This window comes from Thermanaeromonas sp. C210, from assembly GCF_013167955.1.
Taxonomy (GTDB): Bacteria; Bacillota; DSM-521; order Neomoorellales; family Neomoorellaceae; genus UBA12545.
Genome location: NZ_BLWF01000001.1, coordinates 781,943 through 798,958 on the forward strand (window position 1 = coordinate 781,943; position 17,016 = coordinate 798,958).

Here is a 17,016-nt window from a genome sequence, read left to right on the forward strand (position 1 = left end):
ACTTAGGGGCCTTATGAACCGCCGTACACAGGCAGGCACCTGTGAGGTGTGAGGAGAGGGAGCCCGCAGCTAAGTACTATCCGATACTTTTCCCCGGACCGTGCTAATGCCGGCCGGTTCCGGCAGACCTTACTTTCCCTCGAAGTAGCGCTTCAGGAGGCCCTCCAGGGCGCGGGCGTGCCTGGCCTCGTCCCGGGAAGACTCATCGAAATAGTCGTGGGCGTGGTCCAGGTTGTTCTCCTTGGCCTGGACGGCGGATTCCCTCTTCCCGTGGTTGGCCTTCCTTTCTCCGGCCAGCATTTTCTCCAGGTTTTCCTTGGTAGAGGAAGAGATCATGCCGTTGAGTTCGGCAAAATGGGCGGCATGCCAGGCCTCATCCCAGGCGATCTTCTCCAAAGCCTCGGCTATCTCCGGATATCCTTCCCTTTGGGCCTGCCGGGCCATGGCCAGGTAAAGGCCGACCTCCATGGTCTCTCCGCGGAAATTGGCCTCCACCGCCTCCTGCAGGGCGGTTCCTTTGGTGACGCCCAGTTGTACTTCATTGATCAGCTCAGACATGGAAACCCCTCCTAATTGTTAATAGTAGTGATTACTAATAAGCTCTGGGATTATTATAGACCCTCTCTTTTCCTTTGTCAACACTTAGACCCCAAGAAAAGAGTTAAATCTTCTAACATGGTTACACTATCTCCGTAGATTATGCATATCGGGAGGGAAAGGCATGGTGAAGGATAATAAAGAATATACACCCTTCGAAGGTGGGCGGACGTCCCCAGGGCAGGGAAGCCCTGCGCGTCGGACAGGGGGAAAAGAGCTCCGGGAACCGGCAATTGCCATGGAGGGCCCGGAGGGTCGGGAGCCCCAGGGGGGAGGCGGTCGCCACCGGCAACCGGCCGACCTTCCCCAGGGTAAAATAGGCTCGGGCTTCATGGTCACGCCCGGCGGGCAGCCGCCCCTGGAGGCAGAGAGCGAAGGGGAAGGATAGGCACAGGGGGGGGTTACGGTGAGAGGTTGGCCTGGGGCTGGGCCTGGACGTGGACGACGACGCGTTCGCTGATGAGCACCAGGGTGACTTTCAACTTAAAGGAGCGGCCGTTTATTTTTACCACCCGGTCGTCCACTAGCCCCGGAACCAGCACGAGGTTGATCTTGGACACTTCCTGCCCCACGAGGGGCGCCATTAACCTTTGCACCTCCTTGGCCAGGGCCAGGGAGATGGCCTGGCCTTCCAGAACGGGGGGCTTGCTGTTGGGGGGAAAAGTTATGATGGGCTCGACGGCGGTAACCACCTGGAGGTGCTGTTGGGCCACCTTCTCCTTTACCTCGGCCAGCTCACATGCGGTGGCGTCCAGCTGCTGGCGCAATCTTTCGCTGGTCAGGTGGAGCCAGTCCAGCTGCTGGGCCAGCCGCACATTGGCCGCGACGGCTCCGACGAGTACCCCCAGGAGGAAGAAGGCCAAGTAGCGGCGGCGGGAGCCCGGCATTTACTTTCCCCCTGCCAGCGAGGTAATTATGAAATATCCCACCTGGGCGCCGGAGAAGGCCCCGATGATCAACAACAGCTGCTTCAGCAGGGCCCGGAACTGGCCCTCCAGCAGGCCCAGCTCCAGGACCTCCAGGGCCGTAAAGGTGCCGCCGATGGCCGCTACCATGGCCCATATCTTGATATCCAGGGCCAGTTGGGCCATGGTCCTTAGCGGGGGCTGCCCTGCCAGAAGGGCGGCCAGAGACCCGACCAAGGAGGCGCCGAGGATCACGCCCAGGGCGGTAAAGAATACCAGCAGCAGCTTGGGGAAAAAACCTTCCATCAGAGCTACTGCACCCTTTCGCGGACTTGGAGGTAAAACGCTACTGACGCCTTCCGGCAGCAGCCCCCTAAATAATATATGGCGGCCGGGTGGGGAAAATTACCCCTGCCGGCTGTTTTCCGGTACCCTTCACGACTGCGCCTGGTGCCCGGGAAGTTTTCCGCCTCCGGCGGAGGAGTTTTGGCGACCGATGTAGAAATGATGCACAGCTATGGACTATAGGCCCTTTGTCCACTTACACGTACATAGCGAATACAGCCTCCTGGACGGCGCCGGCCGCCTTGAAGAGCTGGCGGCGGCCGCGGCCGGGATGGGCATGCCCGCCCTGGCCCTAACTGATCACGGGGTCATGTACGGCGCGGTGGAATTCTACAAGGCCGCCAGGGCCAAAGGGATTAAGCCCATCATCGGGTGCGAGGTCTATGTGGCGCCCCGCGGCCGCCGGGACAGGGAGCCCCACAAGGACGATTTCCAGTACCACCTGGTACTCCTGGTGGAGAACGAAACCGGTTACCGCAATTTGTGCGCCCTGGTGTCGGCCGGCTTTCTGGAGGGCTTCTATTACAAACCCCGGGTAGACCGTGAACTCCTGGCCCGGCACCGTGAGGGTCTCCTCGCCCTGAGCGGCTGCCTGGCGGGGGAGGTACCCGAACTGCTCCTCAAGGGACAGGAGGAAAAGGCCAGGGAGACCGCCGCCTGGTACCGGGAGGTTTTCGGGCCGGAAGGCTTCTTCCTGGAAATACAGGACCAGGGCATTCCCGAGCAGAGGGAGGTCAACCGCCGCCTGGTGGCCCTGGCGGAGGAGCTGGGCATCCCCCTGGTCGCCACCAACGATGTCCACTACGTCCGCCGAGACCAGGCCCACCTCCACGACGTCCTCCTCTGCATTCAGACGGGCAAGACCCTGCAGGAGGAGGACCGCCTGCGCTTTCCCACCCCGGAGTTCTACCTTAAAAGTCCCCGGGAAATGGAGGACCTTTTCGGCGAGTTGCCCGCCGCCCTGGACAACACCGTCAAGATAGCCGAGCGGTGCAGCTTCGATTTTACCCTGGGCCGGCTCCACCTGCCCGAATACCGCCCGCCGGGGGGACAGGATACGGCCGCCTACCTGCGGAGCCTCTGCTTTGAAGGGTTGGAGCGGCGCTATTCCCCGCCCTCGGAGGAGGCCAGGCGTCGCCTGGAATACGAGCTGGACATAATCGAAAAAATGGGGTACCCCGGGTACTTCCTCATCGTGTGGGACCTGGTCAATTTCGCCCGGCGGCGGGGCATACCCGTGGGTCCCGGCAGGGGCTCGGCCGCCGGCAGCCTGGTGGCCTACTGCCTGGGCATAACCAACATCGATCCCCTGCGCTACAACCTCCTCTTCGAACGCTTTCTCAACCCCGAGCGGGTGAGCATGCCGGACATCGACATCGACTTCTGCTTCGAGCGCCGGGAGGAAGTCATCCAGTACGCCCGGGAGAAGTACGGCGAGGAACACGTGGCCCAGATCATTACCTTCGGCACCATGGCCGCCCGGGCGGCGGTGCGTGACGTGGGCCGGGCCCTGGGCTGGCCCGTGGCGGAGGTGGACCGGGTGGCCAAGATGGTCCCGGCCGAACTGGGCATTACCCTGGACCGGGCCCTGGAAACGGCTCCCGACCTCCGCAGGCTCTACCAGAGCAGTGCCAGGGTGCGGGAGCTCCTGGACACGGCCCGGGCCGTGGAGGGCTTCCCCCGCCACGCCTCCACCCACGCGGCAGGTATCGTCATCACCCGGGAACCCCTGATACACTACCTGCCCTTGCAAAAGACGGGCGACGCGGTGACCACCCAGTTCTCCATGCAGGCGGTGGAAGAGCTGGGCCTTTTAAAAATGGACCTTTTGGGCCTGCGGACCCTTACGGTGATCGGCCACACCCTGGATGCCCTCCGCCGGGAGGGGAAAGCCCCGGAGGTGGAGGACTTCCCCCTGGACGACCGGGCCACCTATGAGCTCCTCTCCAGCGGCGAAAGCACCGGCGTGTTCCAGCTGGAGAGCTCGGGCATGCGGTCGATTTTGCGGAACCTCCGGCCGGAGCGCTTTGAGGACATTATAGCCCTGGTGGCCCTCTACCGGCCGGGGCCCCTGGGCAGCGGCATGGTGGAAGACTTTATCCGGCGGAAGCACGGCCTTACCCCCGTCACCTACCCCCACGGGGACCTGGAGCCCGTGCTGCGGGAAACCTACGGCGTCATCCTCTACCAGGAACAGGTCATGCAGATAGCCCACATCATGGCCGGTTACACCCTGGGGCAGGCCGATGAACTCCGCCGGGCCATGGGCAAGAAGAAACCGGAAGAAATGGCCCGCCACCGCAGCCGCTTCATCCAGGGAGCCATGGAGAAGGGGTATGACCCGGAGCTGGCCGCCCGGATCTTCGATCTCATGGAGTACTTTGCCGGCTACGGGTTCAACAAATCCCACAGCGCGGCCTACGCCTTGGTGGCCTACCAGACGGCCTACCTTAAGGCCCACTACCCCGTTGAGTTCATGGCGGCCCTCCTGAGCAGCGTCAGCCAGCACCTGGAGAAGGTGGCCGTTTACCTGGAGGAATGCCGCTGCCTGGGGATTCCGGTGCTTCCTCCGGATGTCAACGAATCGGGCGTGGACTTCAGCGCCGGCGGCGGCCGCATCCGCTTCGGGCTGGCGGCGGTGAAAAACGTGGGCCGGGCGGCGGTGGAGGCCATCATCGCGGCCCGGGAGGCCGGAGGGCCCTTCACCTCCCTCACGGACTTCTGCCGCCGGGTGGACTTGCACACCGTCAACAAGCGGGTCCTGGAAAGCCTCATCCGGTGCGGCGCCTTCGACTCCCTGGGGAAGGGGCGTCGCCAGCTCCTGTCCATTCTGGACGCCTGCCTGGACGCGGCCGGCCGCAGCCAGGAAGACCGCCGCCGGGGCCAGGTTTCCCTCTTTGACATGGTAGAGGCGCCGCCGGACGACCCGCCCCTGCCCCCCGTGGAGGACTTCTCCAAGGCGGAGATCCTGGCCATGGAGAAAGAACTCCTGGGATTCTACTTGAGCGGCCATCCCCTGGAGCCCTTTGCCGGCCTGCTGGAGCAGAAGGTGTCCCACACGGTGGCCCGGCTGGCCGAGGCGGACGACGGCGCGCCGGTGGTGGTGGGGGGGGTGGTGGCGGGCCTGCGCCGAGTAGTCACCCGTAAGGGCGAAACCATGGCCTATCTCCTGCTGGAGGACTTCGGCGGGCAGGTGGAAGTCCTCCTTTTCCCGCGGGTGTATGCCCGCTGCAGGGAGTGGCTCAAGGACGACCTGGTGGTGCTGGTGGAAGGCCGGGTGGCGGTGGAGGAAGAGGGAGTTAAGGTTCTGGCCGACCGGGTGGAGCGGCTGGAGCCCGGGCGGGACGCTCGGCCCCCGGAGGCCGTCCCGCTAGCAGGGGATGACCGGGAGGACGGGGACCCGCCTTCTCCCAAATTGTACCTTAAGGTGGAAAGGGAGGAGGGCCTGGAGGAACTCCGGCGCCTGCTGGCCGCCTACCCCGGACCCCACCCCGTGTACTTTTACTTCCCCCGCAACCGCCGCTGGATCCTGGCCAACCGCCAGCTCTGGGTAAGCATATGCCCCCCGCTGCTCCGCAACCTCATTGATACTTTGGGGAAGGATAGGGTAAAAGTAATAGCAGAAAAATAAGAACGGAAGAAGGTGAGGCAGCAGGAATATGCCGGCCGGGGTGGAATAAGCTTAATTGAATAAGGCCAGTTAAGAACAAGGAGGGGAGGGCGTGTGGACAACACAGTCGTTACAGGTGAATATATAGTAGTCAAGGCCCTGGAAAACGGGGTGACGATTATAGGCCTCACCCGGGGCAAGGACACCAAGTTTCACCATTCAGAAAAGCTGGACAAAGGGGAGGTCATGGTCGCCCAGTTTACAGAACATACTGCGGCCATGAAAATACGCGGAAGGGCTGTGGTGCTTACCAAGTTGGGTAGCCTGGAAGCGGGGGAGTGATGGGGGATGTGGACCGTAATCTATATTGCGGCCAACCAGAAGCTGGCCCAGCGCCTCAAGGACATTTTGACCCAGGAAGGGGTGCTGGTGAAGCTGAGACCGGTGGGAACATCCCAAGGAGAGACCCTCGGAGGCTACGAGATTCTCGTCCCCGAATCCGAAGCTGAAGAAGCCCATGAGATTTTGAGTTCGGCCCTCGCACGCTGAAGTCCAGAAGGCCATAGGGAGTGAAAGCGTGAAGACGATAGGTGTGCTCACCAGCGGCGGGGATGCGCCCGGAATGAACGCCGCCATCCGCGCCGTAGTGCGCAAGGCCTCCAAAATGGAGATGGAAGTTATCGGCGTCGCCCGCGGCTATGCCGGCCTGATCCAGGGGGACTTCCGGCGCCTGGACTCCGGCTCCGTGGCGGACACTATCCACCGGGGCGGTACCATCCTTTTGACGGCGCGCTCGGAAGAATTCCGCACCGAGGCCGGCCGGGCCCGGGCCCTGGAGAACGCCCGGCGGGAGGGCATGGAGGGCCTCATCGTCATCGGGGGCGGCGGCTCCTTCCGCGGCGCCCTGCATCTGCACAAAAAAGGCCTGCCCGTAATAGGGATACCGGCCACCATTGACAACGACATTCCGGGCACCGACTACGCCATCGGCTTTGACACGGCCCTCAACACGGCGGTGGAAGCCATCAACAAGATCCGGGATACGGCCACTTCCCACGAGCGCATCTTCATTATCGAAGTGATGGGCCGCGATTCCGGCCAGCTGGCCCTGGCCGCGGGCCTGGCGGGCGGGGCCGAGACCATCCTCATTCCCGAGATGCCCATCGACTACGACGAAGTGGTCCGCCGCCTGGAGCAGGGGCGGCGGCGGGGCAAGCTCCACAGCATTATCGTGGTGGCCGAGGGAGCGGCGAGCGGCCTGGAAGTGGGGCAGGAGATAGCCCGGCGAACCAAACTGGAGAGCCGAGTCACCATCCTGGGCCACATCCAGCGGGGCGGCATTCCCACCGCCTTTGACCGGATTCTGGCCAGCCGTCTGGGGGCCCGGGCGGTGGAGCTCCTGGCCCAGGGGGTGAGCGGCCGCATGGTAGGCATGCAGGCCAACCGGATTGTAGATATTCCCCTGGAAGAAGTGCTGCAGGGGGAGAAAGGCATCGAGGAGGAGGTTTACCAACTGGCCAATGACCTGGCCCTTTAAACCCGAAAGACACCGTACCAAGATCGTGTGCACCCTGGGGCCGGCCAGCGAGAAGGCGGAGGTCCTCAAGAAAATGATCCTGGCCGGCATGAGCGTGGCCCGCTTCAACTTCTCCCACGGCAGTCACGAGGAACACGGCGCCCGCATGGCGGCCGTGCGGCAGGCCGCGGCCGAGGTGAGGGCCAGGGTGGCACTCCTGCTAGACACCCAGGGGCCGGAGGTCCGCCTTGGAGAGGTGAAGGCGGGGGTAGTCCTACAGGAGGGGCAGGAGGTTATTCTCACCCCCGCTCCCGTGCTGGGAGATGAAAGGCGCCTGCCCGTCAACCTACCGAGTCTTCCCCGGGAGGTGCGGCCGGGCCAGGCCGTCCTCATAGACGACGGCCTAATAGAGCTTGAGGTTTTGAACGTCGGCGGGGAGGAAGTACGGTGCCTGGTGCGCAGCGGGGGAAGGGTGTCCAGCCGTAAGGGCGTAAATCTCCCCGGCGCGGCCGTGGACCTGCCGGCCATGACGGATAAAGACCGGGAAGACATCGAATTCGGCCTGGCCCAGGGCATCGACTTCGTGGCCGCCTCCTTTGTGCGCTCGGCCAGGGATGTTGAAGAAATACGCCGGTTCCTGAAGGAGCGCGGTGCCGGCGTGGGGATCATCGCCAAGATCGAGACCCGCGCCGGGGTGGAAAACATCGACGAGATCGTGGCCGCCGCCGACGGGATTATGGTGGCCCGGGGCGACCTGGGCGTGGAAATACCCGTGGAAGAAGTGCCTCTGGTGCAGAAAATGATCATCCGGAAGTGCAACGAGGCCGGCAAGCCGGTGATAACGGCCACCCAAATGCTGGAGTCCATGATCACCAACCCCCGGCCCACCCGGGCAGAGACGACGGACGTGGCCAACGCCATCCTCGACGGAACCGACGCCATAATGCTGTCCGGGGAAACCGCCGTCGGGCGCTACCCGGTGGAGGCGGTGGCCACCATGGCCCGCATTGCCCGCCGGGCCGAGAGGAGCCTGCCCTACGAAGAGATCCTGAAGCGGAAGGGCTTGGCCGATGAGCGGACGGCCACCGACGCCATAAGCCACGCCAGCTGTACCATCGCCCTGGAGCTGGGGGCGAGGGCCATCATCACCCCCACGGCCTCCGGCGCCACGGCCCGCCGGGTGGCCAAGTACCGGCCGCCGGCGCCGATCCTGGCCACCAGCGCCGACGAAAGGGTTTTAAACCAGCTCTGCCTGGTGTGGGGGGTGGAGCCCCTCCTGGTGGAAAGGGCCCGGGGAACGGATGAGATGGTGCAGGCCGCGGTAAACGCGGCCGTTGCGTCGGGACAGGTCCGGGAGGGCGACCTGGTGGTCATTACCGCCGGCGTGCCGGCCTTTATACCGGGCCGCACCAACCTCCTCAAAATACATATCGTGGGCGAAGCCTGGTACTAACCCCTCGACCGCGCCTTGCGCCTGAGGCCGTTCCGCCTGCTCCGGGAGCGCCCCCCTGCCGGTAAGAGGAACGGCACGGCGGCTTCCCCCGGAGGGGCGCCGTAGGGCTCGATGACAATGCGGCCGCCGTTGAGGCGGGCTATCTCAGGATAGGGCCGTTCCTCGGCCTTCCCGGGCGCCCGGGCCACGGCCCCGGCGATACGGATCTGGGAGGGTTGCATGCGCAAGGCCAGCACCACGGACCCTTCATCCCCCAGGTACCCCGCGTGGGCTACGCCCCTTAAGGTACCCAGGATAAAAATGCTGCCTCCGGCCTTCACAGTGGCCCCCCGGTGGACGTTCCCCAGGAGCACCAGGTGCCCCTCCACGGCCAACTCCTGGCCGGACCGCAGGTTGCGCTCCACCAGGGCGGTGGGCAGGTCTTCCTGCACTGCCTCCGCTGGGGTGCAGGCCGTGGGTGGAGTCCGGCGGGCAAGTTCCTGCTGTTGGGCCGGGATGAGGCCGTGGTGACGGCAGAGCTCTTCCAGCTCGGCCGCCTGGCTGGTGCTCAAGGGGCGGGAAGGGGAAAGAATAAAGGGCGCGCCCTGGAAAAACCCGCGGGCCGCCGCGAATTTAGCCGCCAGGGCTCCCTTGAGCTCTGCAAAGTCGCGGTTGCCATCCAGAAGGATAACCAAGCCCTTGCGCGTACCTTTAATGGTGATGATGTCCTGGGACACCTAGGATAACCCCTTTATCGTCAAAATTTGCCAGCAAAAAAAGAGATTCGCCTTTACACCCCAATTTCCTGCCGGCCTGCAAAAAAATCTTGCTCCTTGTCGTATACCGGCGAAGAAAGAGGTAGAAGGATGAAGCTACGTTTGGGTTCGCAAATCATCCCTTGTCGCGGCATCATTTTCGACAAAGACGGCACGCTCCTTGATTCCTTTGTCATCTGGCCCCGGCTTATCCGCCGCCGGGTGGAGTACCTGGTACGCTACTTTACCCTGCGGCAGGAGGTCAAGGAACTCATCATGCGGGCCATGGGCCTGGGGGAGGACAATACCGTGGTCCGCCGCAGCCCCATTGTCGTGGGCACCCGCTACCAGACCGCCGCAGCCGTGGCCACCGTCCTTTTCCTTTACGAGGGCATCCCCTGGGATGAGGGCCTGCAAAAGACCCTGGCGGCCTTTGCCTCCTGTGATGAGCAGGGCGGGCTGGACTGGCAGGCGGTCCTCATACCGGGGGTTGAGGAGGCTGTAAGGCGTCTCCACGGGGCGGGCTTCCGCCTGGCTGTGGCCACCAACGACGACCGGAAAAGAACCGAGGCGCTCATGGATCTGTGCGGTCTTAAACCCTACGTCTCCGCCTACGCCTGCCAGGACGAGGTGGGCAACAGCAAGCCGGACCCCGAAATGATCTACCTGGCCGCCCGGCGCATGGGCCTGTCGCCTTCCGAGTGCGCCATGGTGGGGGATTCCCTCCTGGACATGGAAATGGGCAAGCGGGCCGGGGTGAAGGTGACGGTGGGCGTCACCAGCGGGGCCTGCAGCGCCTCCGAACTGGAGGGTCTGGCCGATGTCATCCTGCCCGGCGTGGCCGCCATGCTCCCGGCGGGGGAAGCCGCGAGGGAGGGTGGCCGCTGATGTTCGACTTGGACCGCCTCTGGCAGTTGATGGAGGGGCCCACGGCCGTTGTGCTCCAGCGCGCCTCCGGGGTGGCGGCCATCGTCCTGGCCGCCGTGATACTCCTCAAGGTAGCCGACCGCCTGATCACGCGCTTCTTCGACCTGGCCCGGATCGAGGACCACAAAAAGAAAACCCTGGAAACCCTGTTCCGGTCGGGGGCCCGGTATTCCATTTACCTCCTGGCCTTCCTCACCGTCCTCCCCGTTTTGGGGGTAAACGTGACCGCGCTCCTGGCCAGCGCGGGGATCGTCGGCCTGGCCGTGGGCTTCGGCGCCCAGAGTCTGGTCAAGGACCTCATTACCGGCTTCTTCATCATCTTTGAAGACCAGTTCCGAGTGGGAGATTTCGTGCAGATAAACGAAAAGGTGAGCGGCACGGTAGAAGAGCTGGGCCTGCGCATGACCACCATACGGGAATGGTCGGGGGCCAAATATTACATTGCCAACAGCGAGATAAAAACCGTGCGCAATTACAACCGGGAACAGCTCCGGGCCATTGTGACCGCGACCTTCCCCTTCGAGGAGAATCCCCGGCTCATCCGGGAAGTACTGGAACAGGTCTGCCGGGAGGTGGAGAGGGAGTACTACGACGATTTTCTTCCGGGGGAGAACGGCCTGGCCGAGCCCCCGCAAATCTACGGCGTGACCGACATTGATAAATCGGAGAGGGGTGCCCAGTTTACCATCATTGCCAAGACCAAACCAGCCTCTCTGTGGAAAATTGAGAGGATATTGCGGGAAAGGATATGGCTCGCCTGCCAGGAGCGGGGCATCAAGCTGGCCTACCCCAGGAGGATATATGAGGGGTGGAGCGAGGCCGAGGCCGGGAGGCCCTTGCCAGGAGACTGACCTTGTGGTAGAATAATCTCGTCAAAAACGTGCCGAAGTGGTGGAACTGGCAGACGCGCCGGACTCAAAATCCGGTGGGGCTCACACCCCGTGCGGGTTCGACTCCCGCCTTCGGCACCAGTAGGAAAATCAAGGGTTCACGGGTTTGGCGAAAGTTTCCAGAGACACTTTAAAACCGTGAATCCGTTCCCGATGAAAAAGCCTCCTACCGGCCAGAAACGGAAGGGAGGCTTAAACTTTTCTATGCAGGTCGTAAGGCTTAACCCAGCACCCACCACATGGCGGGAGGTACTAGAAGAGTTTATCTTGAGGAAACAGGCCGAAGGTGCCTCCAAGAGGACTCTCGACGATTACCGTGAGCATGTTACCCCCTTCTTCGCCGAACATCCCACATGCTGTGCCTCATTTACCTGCGGGCCTTCTTCCAGTACTGCCTTGAGGAAGGCTACATAAGCACCAACACATTAGCGGGCTTCAAGCGGAAGAAGGTGAGCGACAGGTTTGTCAACCTCGAAGTAGGGATTATAAAGCCTCCAGGAAGTTACCGTACACCGATGAACACCAACGGCCTCCGCAACCTCCTTGTCCGTCTTGCCTAGAACGAGCAGATCTATAGCGTTAAGCTGCTCTATTGAAAGGGCCTCTTTGTGTTGGGTTTTGTTGGACTTTGTAGCCATATTTCACGCCTCCCCGTGAAAATCCGTTTTTTTTACCCCATTTTGTGTGCAAAGCACCGGACCGGCGGTCTAAAGGCCAGGGGTATAAGAGGATTGAAGCCCCTATCCCCCCTTGCCAAAACCTGCGGTCATGCAAAGAAGCCCAGGCCGGCGGTCTACATGCTGGCGGTTCCAGGGATTTTTGCCTCCCCTACCCTCCGGTGACGAAAGACGAAATGATTTCGCTTTTCGCCATGTCAAGGTTGTCAAGGTAAAACCGGCCAGTGTCAAGGTTGACAAGGTTCGCTTGTTGCACTTCCACAGGGTTTTGTTTCTCTTGTTGCACTTCACCCAAAGCCTTCCGGCACTGCCATTTATACCGCCGGTTAGAAGCCACTTTTTTCTCGGTAGCGTAGGGAAGTATCCCTGCAAAGATAGAGGCCACTTGTAGGCTATTTCTAGGCCGTTCTAGAAGGCCTACAGCCCCAACCTATGGGCCAGCAGGACAAGGACTTCCTTCTCGTAGCGGTAGAAGTTGCTTTCGCTTATGCCTAACTCCTGGGCCACCCTCCAGGGTGGTAAACCGTCGAAGAAGTGCAGTTATCCACCAGCACCGGCCGGCCGGTGGCTTCGTCACAGATTTCGGAGACGGGAACACCAAAAAACTCAGCAGTTTTTTTGCGGTAGTGTGGCGGAATATAGTTCTGGCCTCTTTCCATGCGGCAGTACCAGGTTTCGTTAAGGCCGATTTGAGCGGCCATATATTTGAGGGTCAACCCTTTCCGCACCCGTAGGAGCCTAAGGTTAGTGACCATAGAAGCCCTCCTTTCGTTTTGCTCAATGCTATGATAAACTTGGTGCAGAGAAAATCTTCGTGCGACATTTCGTGCGACAGGGAGGTATCGGATTGCCCACGCCAGCGGGTTCAGGTTTGGCTTCCCATGTTCGAGCTAAGCCCCCTTAATGCCGCTTATGCCCGTGATTTACAGCGAGCACAAAAAGAGTGGCGAGGCGAGCCTGTTATTTGGCTGCTCCCTGATATGAAGGAGGTCAAGCGTTGGTACTGGGATTTTCGGAGGTTTAGACTTTGGGAATGCGCAGTGCCCAGCGAAACGATAAACCGGATTCTTGTCCTCCATGTAACCGAAGAGGGGTTTTGCTACCCTCCTGTTGAGATAGGGCTGTCCCAGTCCTGGGAAGGGAAAATACCTGAGGATCTTTTCCGAAAGTGGCTGAATGTGGGCCGGGTGTCTCTAGTGCCTGGCTGCAGAGAAATCAAGATAACGAGGCCGGTTTTTGAAGGCGACAGGGTGAGTTATGAAGAAAGGCTTTTGGAGGTAGAGCCAGGGCAGGTTATGCCTATTGTGTCGCTAGTTGAAAATACGAGGTAGATTACTTTCGCCTGGCCGCCACCTGGAAGCCATCTTCCGCCGCCGGTTAGCCCGGAAACCGAGAGCCAAGAAATATGCGGGCCAGTTGTTTGGGAAGAAAACCCGTTGTCGCCTGAGCTTCCTACCGCTTTAGACCGCTCGGGCAATAGAAGCCTGAATGTTTTGCTGCAGTGGCCGGAACCGAAGCAGGAGGGCAGAGGACAAGCGGAAGGAGAGGGAGAGGCAGAAGCTGAAAGTCTTTTTAAAAAACTCTCCCACTTGAGCAGGATTTTGCCCACAGAAAAGCTAAAACTTACTTAACCAAGGCATACTATGTAAGGGCTGGAATGCGTCTTAGGAGGGAAGAACATGGCCCGCTTCATTGTCTACCTCGAACCCGCCGAGGAAGGAGGCTATATCGCTTCTGTACCGGCACTACCGGGTTGCGTCACCCAAGGGGAAACTAAGGAAGAAGCTTTGGCAATGGCCGAGGACGCCATAAGAGGGTACATCGAGAGCTTAAAAAACATGGGGAGCCGCTACCCTTTGGCTTTTGGAAGAGCAGAAAAGAACGTCTAGTCTAGGGAGGTATAGCAATATGCTTTACCGCTACAAAGTTATCCTAGAGTGGGACGAGGAAGGTAAGGGGTATGTTGTTTCCGTGCCCGCCTTGCCCGGATGTTTCACCCAAGGAGACACCGTTGAAGAAGCCCTGGAGAGGGTAAAAGAGGCTATAGCGGGCCACCTTGCGGCTTTAGCTCAAGAAGGTTTACCCCTGCCTACTAAAGACGTTGAAATAGCTGAAGTGCAGGTAGAGATAGCCTCATGAGCAGGCTGCCCAGGGTTACAGGTAAAGAAGTAGTCAGTGCGTTGAAGAAGGCTGGCTTTGTGGTGGTAAGAATACAGGGTAGCCACCACCATTTGCGGAAGCCGGGTGCTAAAAGTCTGGTTACTGTTCCTGTACATTCTGGTGAAATCCTAAAGCCGAAGCTTTTGAAGAGCATACTGGAGCAGGCCGGACTAACCGTTGAGGAGTTCAAAAACCTTCTTGCTTGAGCAGGATTTTGCGAAAATGTAGCGAGAATCTGATGGAGAGAGGCTAATCCGGTGGTGCCGGCAGGAGGGCCGAAACCGGAGGTTGGAGGCAAGGAAACGCAAGGCCTCCAGCGGTGGGCTTCAGTGGCCTGCAATGCTGGACGCAAAATCCGGTGGGGCTCACACCCCGTGCGGGTTCGACTCCCGCCTTCGGCACCAGTTGGAAAATCAAGGGTTCACGGGTTCGGGCAAATCTTCCAGAGGCACTTTAAAACCGTGAATCCGTTCCCGATGAAAAGCCTCCTACCGGCCAAAACGGGAAGGAGGTTTTAAGTTTTTATGCGGGTTGTAAGGCTTAACCCAGTACCAAAGGTCTGGCAGCACACTAACCCTCCCGTCCGTTTTTCGCCACTTGTACAGGTTTCTAGAAAGCGTTTCTCCCCTCGTGGCATTGCTATAACAGCTCCCTTAGCTCTTCTGGCGATAGCCTGGTACTTTTCAAAATGGCGCTGACCACCTTAGGCGATAGCGTCTCCTTACCGTGTACCGGCACTGTGGCCCAGCGGCTTGGATCTTGTAGGTGGCTCAGGAAGTGGTGGCTTCCCTGAATACGTATCACAACGAATCCGGCTCGCTGTAAGGCCCGTAGCATCTCTTTTCCTGTGACCCGCGGAAGCCTGCTCAAGCCGGTATCACCACTTCGGCTATCGAAATATCTACATCACCCGAAGGAACCGGCTGGCCCGTGACCTTGAGGCCTTCTACGGTCACGGCAATAGCTTCTTTTACTCGTTCTAGGGCCTCCTCCCGTGTCCTTCCCTGGGTGGCACATCCCGGCAGGGCCGGAACAGTAGCCACGTAAACACCTGTTTCCTCATCCCATTCCAATATTACCTTAAAGCGCATTGGTCTCATTCCTCCCTGCTCTTAGCATTCCAATTATCATCCGGCAACATATAGCCTTTGGCAGTTAACAAGCTTGCAATGGTCACTTACTCCTTGGGTACAATTTTACCACAACCAGTGGGCAACATAGGGGGTTTCGCGCGAAATAGTTACCCGGACGCGTGGCTGTAGGCGAAATCTATTAGCCTGCCGCGGTAAAACCTGCCGGCCTTGTCAAGGAAGAAGTGATACCCGATGCCTGTCCATCGGGTGCCGTCGGGCTCTACGCTGTCTAAATGCCACTGGTGGACATCGTATACCGTACACCGGCTGGCGGCCGCGTGGTGCAGGACGATGTATTCGGTACTGCTCCGGCGGGCCGGTTTGTCACGGAAGGCCAGGTGGGTCTCGATGATACGCATAGAGCCCACAATCCTTTGCGGGAGGGACTAAAGTCCGCGGGACCGCTGTCGATATGTTGAAGTGAAGGCACAGCAGGGAGGCGGAATCACTACCAGGGAGGGAGGTGGGAGGAGGTGCTTATAATAACCCGTAAGGAGGGCCAGTCCATCATGATAGACGGCCGCATACGGGTGAAGATAGTCGAGGTAATCGGCAATTATGTCCGGGTCGGCATCGAGGCGCCGGAGGAGGTGCCCGTGAAGCGGGCTGAACTTCTGGAGGGCGCGTGGCCGGCCTCACAGGGCGGGAATGAAGCGGCCTGATACCCGCTCGCAGCAGCTCTAATGAAGTTAACTAATCACAAGGAGGTGGATTTCGGCTTCCCGGCAGGTTACCACCTGCCCTCCGCTGGAAGCGGCAAGGGAAATAGACAGGGCTTCCCAGGGAAGCCGGAGAAGGTATGAGGATTAACCACAATATCTCGGCGTTAAACACCTATCGTCAGTTGTCAATTAACAACATGATGGCGGCTAAGTCGTTGGAGAAATTGTCGTCAGGCCTCCGTATCAACCGGGCTGGGGATGATGCTGCAGGCTTGGCCATCAGCGAGAAGATGCGGGCCCAGATTCGCGGACTGGAGATGGCGTCTAAGAATGCGCAGGATGCTATCTCGCTGATTCAAACGGCTGAGGGCGCACTAAACGAAACCCACTCCATCCTGCAGCGGATGCGGGAGCTGGCCGTCCAATCCGCCAGCGATACGAATACCGCCGTTGACCGGTCGGAAATACAGAAAGAAATAGATCAGCTTGCACAAGAACTTGCCCGGATTGGCAATACTACCGAATTCAACACCCAAAAACTCTTGAATGGCACTTTCAAGGGAACCTTCCACATCGGCGCCAACGAGAACCAGAACCTTTCACTGGAGATAAAGGATATGAGAGGATTCGCCCTGGGTGTAGTAGGTGATGTGACCTATACTGCTACTGGAACGGTTACTAATACAAACAGCAGCTTTAGCGATGGCACCTACACGGTGAAATACGATTCAGCAAGTGGTAAATATCAGCTTGTTGACAGCAACGGTTTAGTAATCGCCACAAGTGCGGATGGTAAGACGTATACTGCCACAGCTGACGCCACCAGTACCGATAAGATTGTCTTCAGCGATAAAGTCATCAGCGGCACTATTACCATTGACACGACCAGCAATGAAGCCACTGGTACCGCCACGGTGGACAACAAGCGTCTGGAAGCTGGAACGTACACTTTGGATGCAGCAAACAAGAAACTGATAGATTCTACTGGCCAGGTTATAGGCACATCTACGGACGGGACGAAATATGTGGATGCGGCTGGAAACGAGCTATTCACTTTGGGTGCGGCTCCTACTGAGAATATCACGCTTGAAGTAAAGGGTATCGATGTGTCCAGTGCGTCCTCGGCCAACAACGCAATTACTACCATTAACAAGGCCATTGAAACCGTTTCGGCAGAACGGTCCAAACTCGGTGCCTACCAGAACCGTCTCGAGCACACTATCAACAACCTCGGCACCGCTGCTGAAAACCTAACCGCAGCCGAATCCCGCATCCGCGACGTGGACATGGCCAAGGAAATGATGGAGTTCACCAAGCTGAACATTCTCCAGCAGGCCGCTACGGCTATGCTTGCCCAGGCCAACATGCAGCCGCAGATGGTGCTGCAGCTCCTGGGCAGGTAAACTG

The 17,016-nt window shown here is 59.8% G+C and carries 23 protein-coding genes and 1 tRNA gene; 15 read left to right on the top strand and 9 right to left on the bottom strand.

From position 1 onward, the window contains the following. Positions 1-129: 129 nt before the first annotated feature. Positions 130-558 carry a ferritin-like domain-containing protein gene (locus tag TAMC210_RS03710; protein ID WP_173297431.1) on the bottom strand — a complete coding sequence of 143 codons (429 nt, stop codon included), beginning with the start codon at positions 556-558 and terminating at the stop codon, positions 130-132. Between the two features lie 163 nt (positions 559-721). On the opposite strand from TAMC210_RS03710, the gene TAMC210_RS03715 reads away from it, so the two are divergent. Further along, positions 722-985 (top strand): hypothetical protein, encoded by a 264-nt coding sequence (locus TAMC210_RS03715; RefSeq protein WP_173297432.1) that lies wholly within the window; start codon positions 722-724, stop codon positions 983-985. A 13-nt stretch (positions 986-998) separates the two neighbouring features. Here TAMC210_RS03715 and TAMC210_RS03720 read toward each other — a convergent pair whose 3' ends face one another. Together TAMC210_RS03720 and TAMC210_RS03725 are read right to left on the bottom strand one after the other, a co-directional pair. Beyond that, positions 999-1,484: a hypothetical protein gene (locus TAMC210_RS03720; protein WP_173297433.1), complete on the bottom strand. Its 486-nt coding sequence runs from the start codon at positions 1,482-1,484 to the stop codon at positions 999-1,001. Continuing rightward, positions 1,485-1,808: a YtrH family sporulation protein gene (locus TAMC210_RS03725; protein WP_173297434.1), complete on the bottom strand. Its 324-nt coding sequence runs from the start codon at positions 1,806-1,808 to the stop codon at positions 1,485-1,487. A 211-nt stretch (positions 1,809-2,019) separates the two neighbouring features. Here TAMC210_RS03725 and TAMC210_RS03730 point away from each other — a divergent pair, with 211 nt between their 5' ends. The 5 genes from TAMC210_RS03730 to pyk all read left to right on the top strand — a co-directional run bounded on the left by TAMC210_RS03730 (position 2,020) and on the right by pyk (position 8,426). Then, complete coding sequence (locus TAMC210_RS03730; RefSeq protein ID WP_173297435.1) at positions 2,020-5,478, top strand: DNA polymerase III subunit alpha; 3,459 nt, start codon at positions 2,020-2,022, stop codon at positions 5,476-5,478. A gap of 93 nt (positions 5,479-5,571) precedes the next feature. Continuing rightward, the gene (gene mtrB, locus TAMC210_RS03735; RefSeq protein ID WP_173297436.1) at positions 5,572-5,799 is read left to right on the top strand and encodes a trp RNA-binding attenuation protein MtrB; all 228 of its coding nucleotides are present in this window, start codon (positions 5,572-5,574) and stop codon (positions 5,797-5,799) included. Positions 5,800-5,805: 6 nt separating this feature from the next. After that, positions 5,806-6,006 (top strand): putative signal transducing protein, encoded by a 201-nt coding sequence (locus tag TAMC210_RS03740; RefSeq protein ID WP_173297437.1) that lies wholly within the window; start codon positions 5,806-5,808, stop codon positions 6,004-6,006. Between the two features lie 28 nt (positions 6,007-6,034). Beyond that, on the top strand, positions 6,035-6,994 hold the full coding sequence (gene pfkA, locus TAMC210_RS03745; protein ID WP_173297438.1) for a 6-phosphofructokinase: 960 nt from the start codon (positions 6,035-6,037) through the stop codon (positions 6,992-6,994). Then, a complete protein-coding gene (pyk, locus tag TAMC210_RS03750; RefSeq protein ID WP_173297439.1) occupies positions 6,978-8,426 on the top strand; it encodes a pyruvate kinase in 1,449 nt (482 codons plus the stop codon). The genes pfkA and pyk overlap by 17 nt, the downstream gene beginning before the upstream one ends. Here the strand turns inward: pyk and minC are convergent. After that, positions 8,423-9,142: a septum site-determining protein MinC gene (minC, locus tag TAMC210_RS03755; RefSeq protein ID WP_173297440.1), complete on the bottom strand. Its 720-nt coding sequence runs from the start codon at positions 9,140-9,142 to the stop codon at positions 8,423-8,425. The two genes, pyk and minC, sit on opposite strands and share 4 nt — an antisense overlap. A 129-nt stretch (positions 9,143-9,271) precedes the next feature. Between minC and TAMC210_RS03760 the strand changes: the two genes are divergently transcribed. The 3 genes from TAMC210_RS03760 to TAMC210_RS03770 all read left to right on the top strand — a co-directional run bounded on the left by TAMC210_RS03760 (position 9,272) and on the right by TAMC210_RS03770 (position 11,058). After that, positions 9,272-10,048 carry an HAD family hydrolase gene (locus tag TAMC210_RS03760; RefSeq protein WP_173297441.1) on the top strand — a complete coding sequence of 259 codons (777 nt, stop codon included), beginning with the start codon at positions 9,272-9,274 and terminating at the stop codon, positions 10,046-10,048. Then, on the top strand, positions 10,048-10,938 hold the full coding sequence (locus TAMC210_RS03765) for a mechanosensitive ion channel family protein (RefSeq protein WP_173297442.1): 891 nt from the start codon (positions 10,048-10,050) through the stop codon (positions 10,936-10,938). The genes TAMC210_RS03760 and TAMC210_RS03765 overlap by 1 nt, the downstream gene beginning before the upstream one ends. Before the next feature lie 31 nt (positions 10,939-10,969). Continuing rightward, positions 10,970-11,058 (top strand) — tRNA-Leu (locus TAMC210_RS03770). 344 nt (positions 11,059-11,402) lie between these two features. Here TAMC210_RS03770 and TAMC210_RS03775 read toward each other — a convergent pair. Then, positions 11,403-11,615, bottom strand: a complete 213-nt coding sequence (locus tag TAMC210_RS03775; RefSeq protein WP_173297443.1) for a helix-turn-helix domain-containing protein — start codon at positions 11,613-11,615, stop codon at positions 11,403-11,405. Between the two features lie 530 nt (positions 11,616-12,145). Then, positions 12,146-12,409, bottom strand: coding sequence for a helix-turn-helix domain-containing protein (locus TAMC210_RS03785; protein ID WP_173297444.1), 264 nt, complete (start codon positions 12,407-12,409; stop codon positions 12,146-12,148). Positions 12,410-12,535: 126 nt separating this feature from the next. On the opposite strand from TAMC210_RS03785, the gene TAMC210_RS03790 reads away from it, so the two are divergent. The 4 genes from TAMC210_RS03790 (at position 12,536) to TAMC210_RS03805 (ending at position 14,020) form a co-directional block, all read left to right on the top strand. After that, positions 12,536-12,985 (top strand): hypothetical protein, encoded by a 450-nt coding sequence (locus TAMC210_RS03790; RefSeq protein WP_173297445.1) that lies wholly within the window; start codon positions 12,536-12,538, stop codon positions 12,983-12,985. 348 nt (positions 12,986-13,333) lie between these two features. After that, positions 13,334-13,543, top strand: a complete 210-nt coding sequence (locus tag TAMC210_RS03795) for a type II toxin-antitoxin system HicB family antitoxin (protein ID WP_254388486.1) — start codon at positions 13,334-13,336, stop codon at positions 13,541-13,543. 19 nt (positions 13,544-13,562) lie between these two features. Then, positions 13,563-13,793 (top strand): type II toxin-antitoxin system HicB family antitoxin, encoded by a 231-nt coding sequence (locus TAMC210_RS03800; RefSeq protein WP_173297446.1) that lies wholly within the window; start codon positions 13,563-13,565, stop codon positions 13,791-13,793. Continuing rightward, on the top strand, positions 13,790-14,020 hold the full coding sequence (locus TAMC210_RS03805) for a type II toxin-antitoxin system HicA family toxin (protein WP_173297447.1): 231 nt from the start codon (positions 13,790-13,792) through the stop codon (positions 14,018-14,020). Before TAMC210_RS03800 ends, TAMC210_RS03805 begins: the two co-directional genes overlap by 4 nt. Positions 14,021-14,453: 433 nt before the next feature. Here the strand turns inward: TAMC210_RS03805 and TAMC210_RS13870 are convergent, their stop codons facing one another. From TAMC210_RS13870 to TAMC210_RS03820, 3 genes are all read right to left on the bottom strand, one after another. Then, entirely contained in the window at positions 14,454-14,651 is a 198-nt protein-coding gene (locus tag TAMC210_RS13870; RefSeq protein ID WP_373996436.1) for a type II toxin-antitoxin system HicA family toxin, read from the bottom strand. A 29-nt stretch (positions 14,652-14,680) separates the two neighbouring features. Next, positions 14,681-14,905: a type II toxin-antitoxin system HicB family antitoxin gene (locus TAMC210_RS03815; protein ID WP_173297449.1), complete on the bottom strand. Its 225-nt coding sequence runs from the start codon at positions 14,903-14,905 to the stop codon at positions 14,681-14,683. Between the two features lie 149 nt (positions 14,906-15,054). Then, complete coding sequence (locus TAMC210_RS03820; protein ID WP_173297450.1) at positions 15,055-15,306, bottom strand: N-acetylmuramoyl-L-alanine amidase; 252 nt, start codon at positions 15,304-15,306, stop codon at positions 15,055-15,057. Between the two features lie 114 nt (positions 15,307-15,420). Between TAMC210_RS03820 and TAMC210_RS03825 the strand changes: the two genes are divergently transcribed. Next, a complete protein-coding gene (locus tag TAMC210_RS03825) occupies positions 15,421-15,609 on the top strand; it encodes a carbon storage regulator (protein ID WP_173297451.1) in 189 nt (62 codons plus the stop codon). A 137-nt stretch (positions 15,610-15,746) separates the two neighbouring features. After that, complete coding sequence (locus TAMC210_RS03830; RefSeq protein ID WP_173297452.1) at positions 15,747-17,012, top strand: flagellin; 1,266 nt, start codon at positions 15,747-15,749, stop codon at positions 17,010-17,012. Positions 17,013-17,016: the final 4 nt, after the last annotated feature.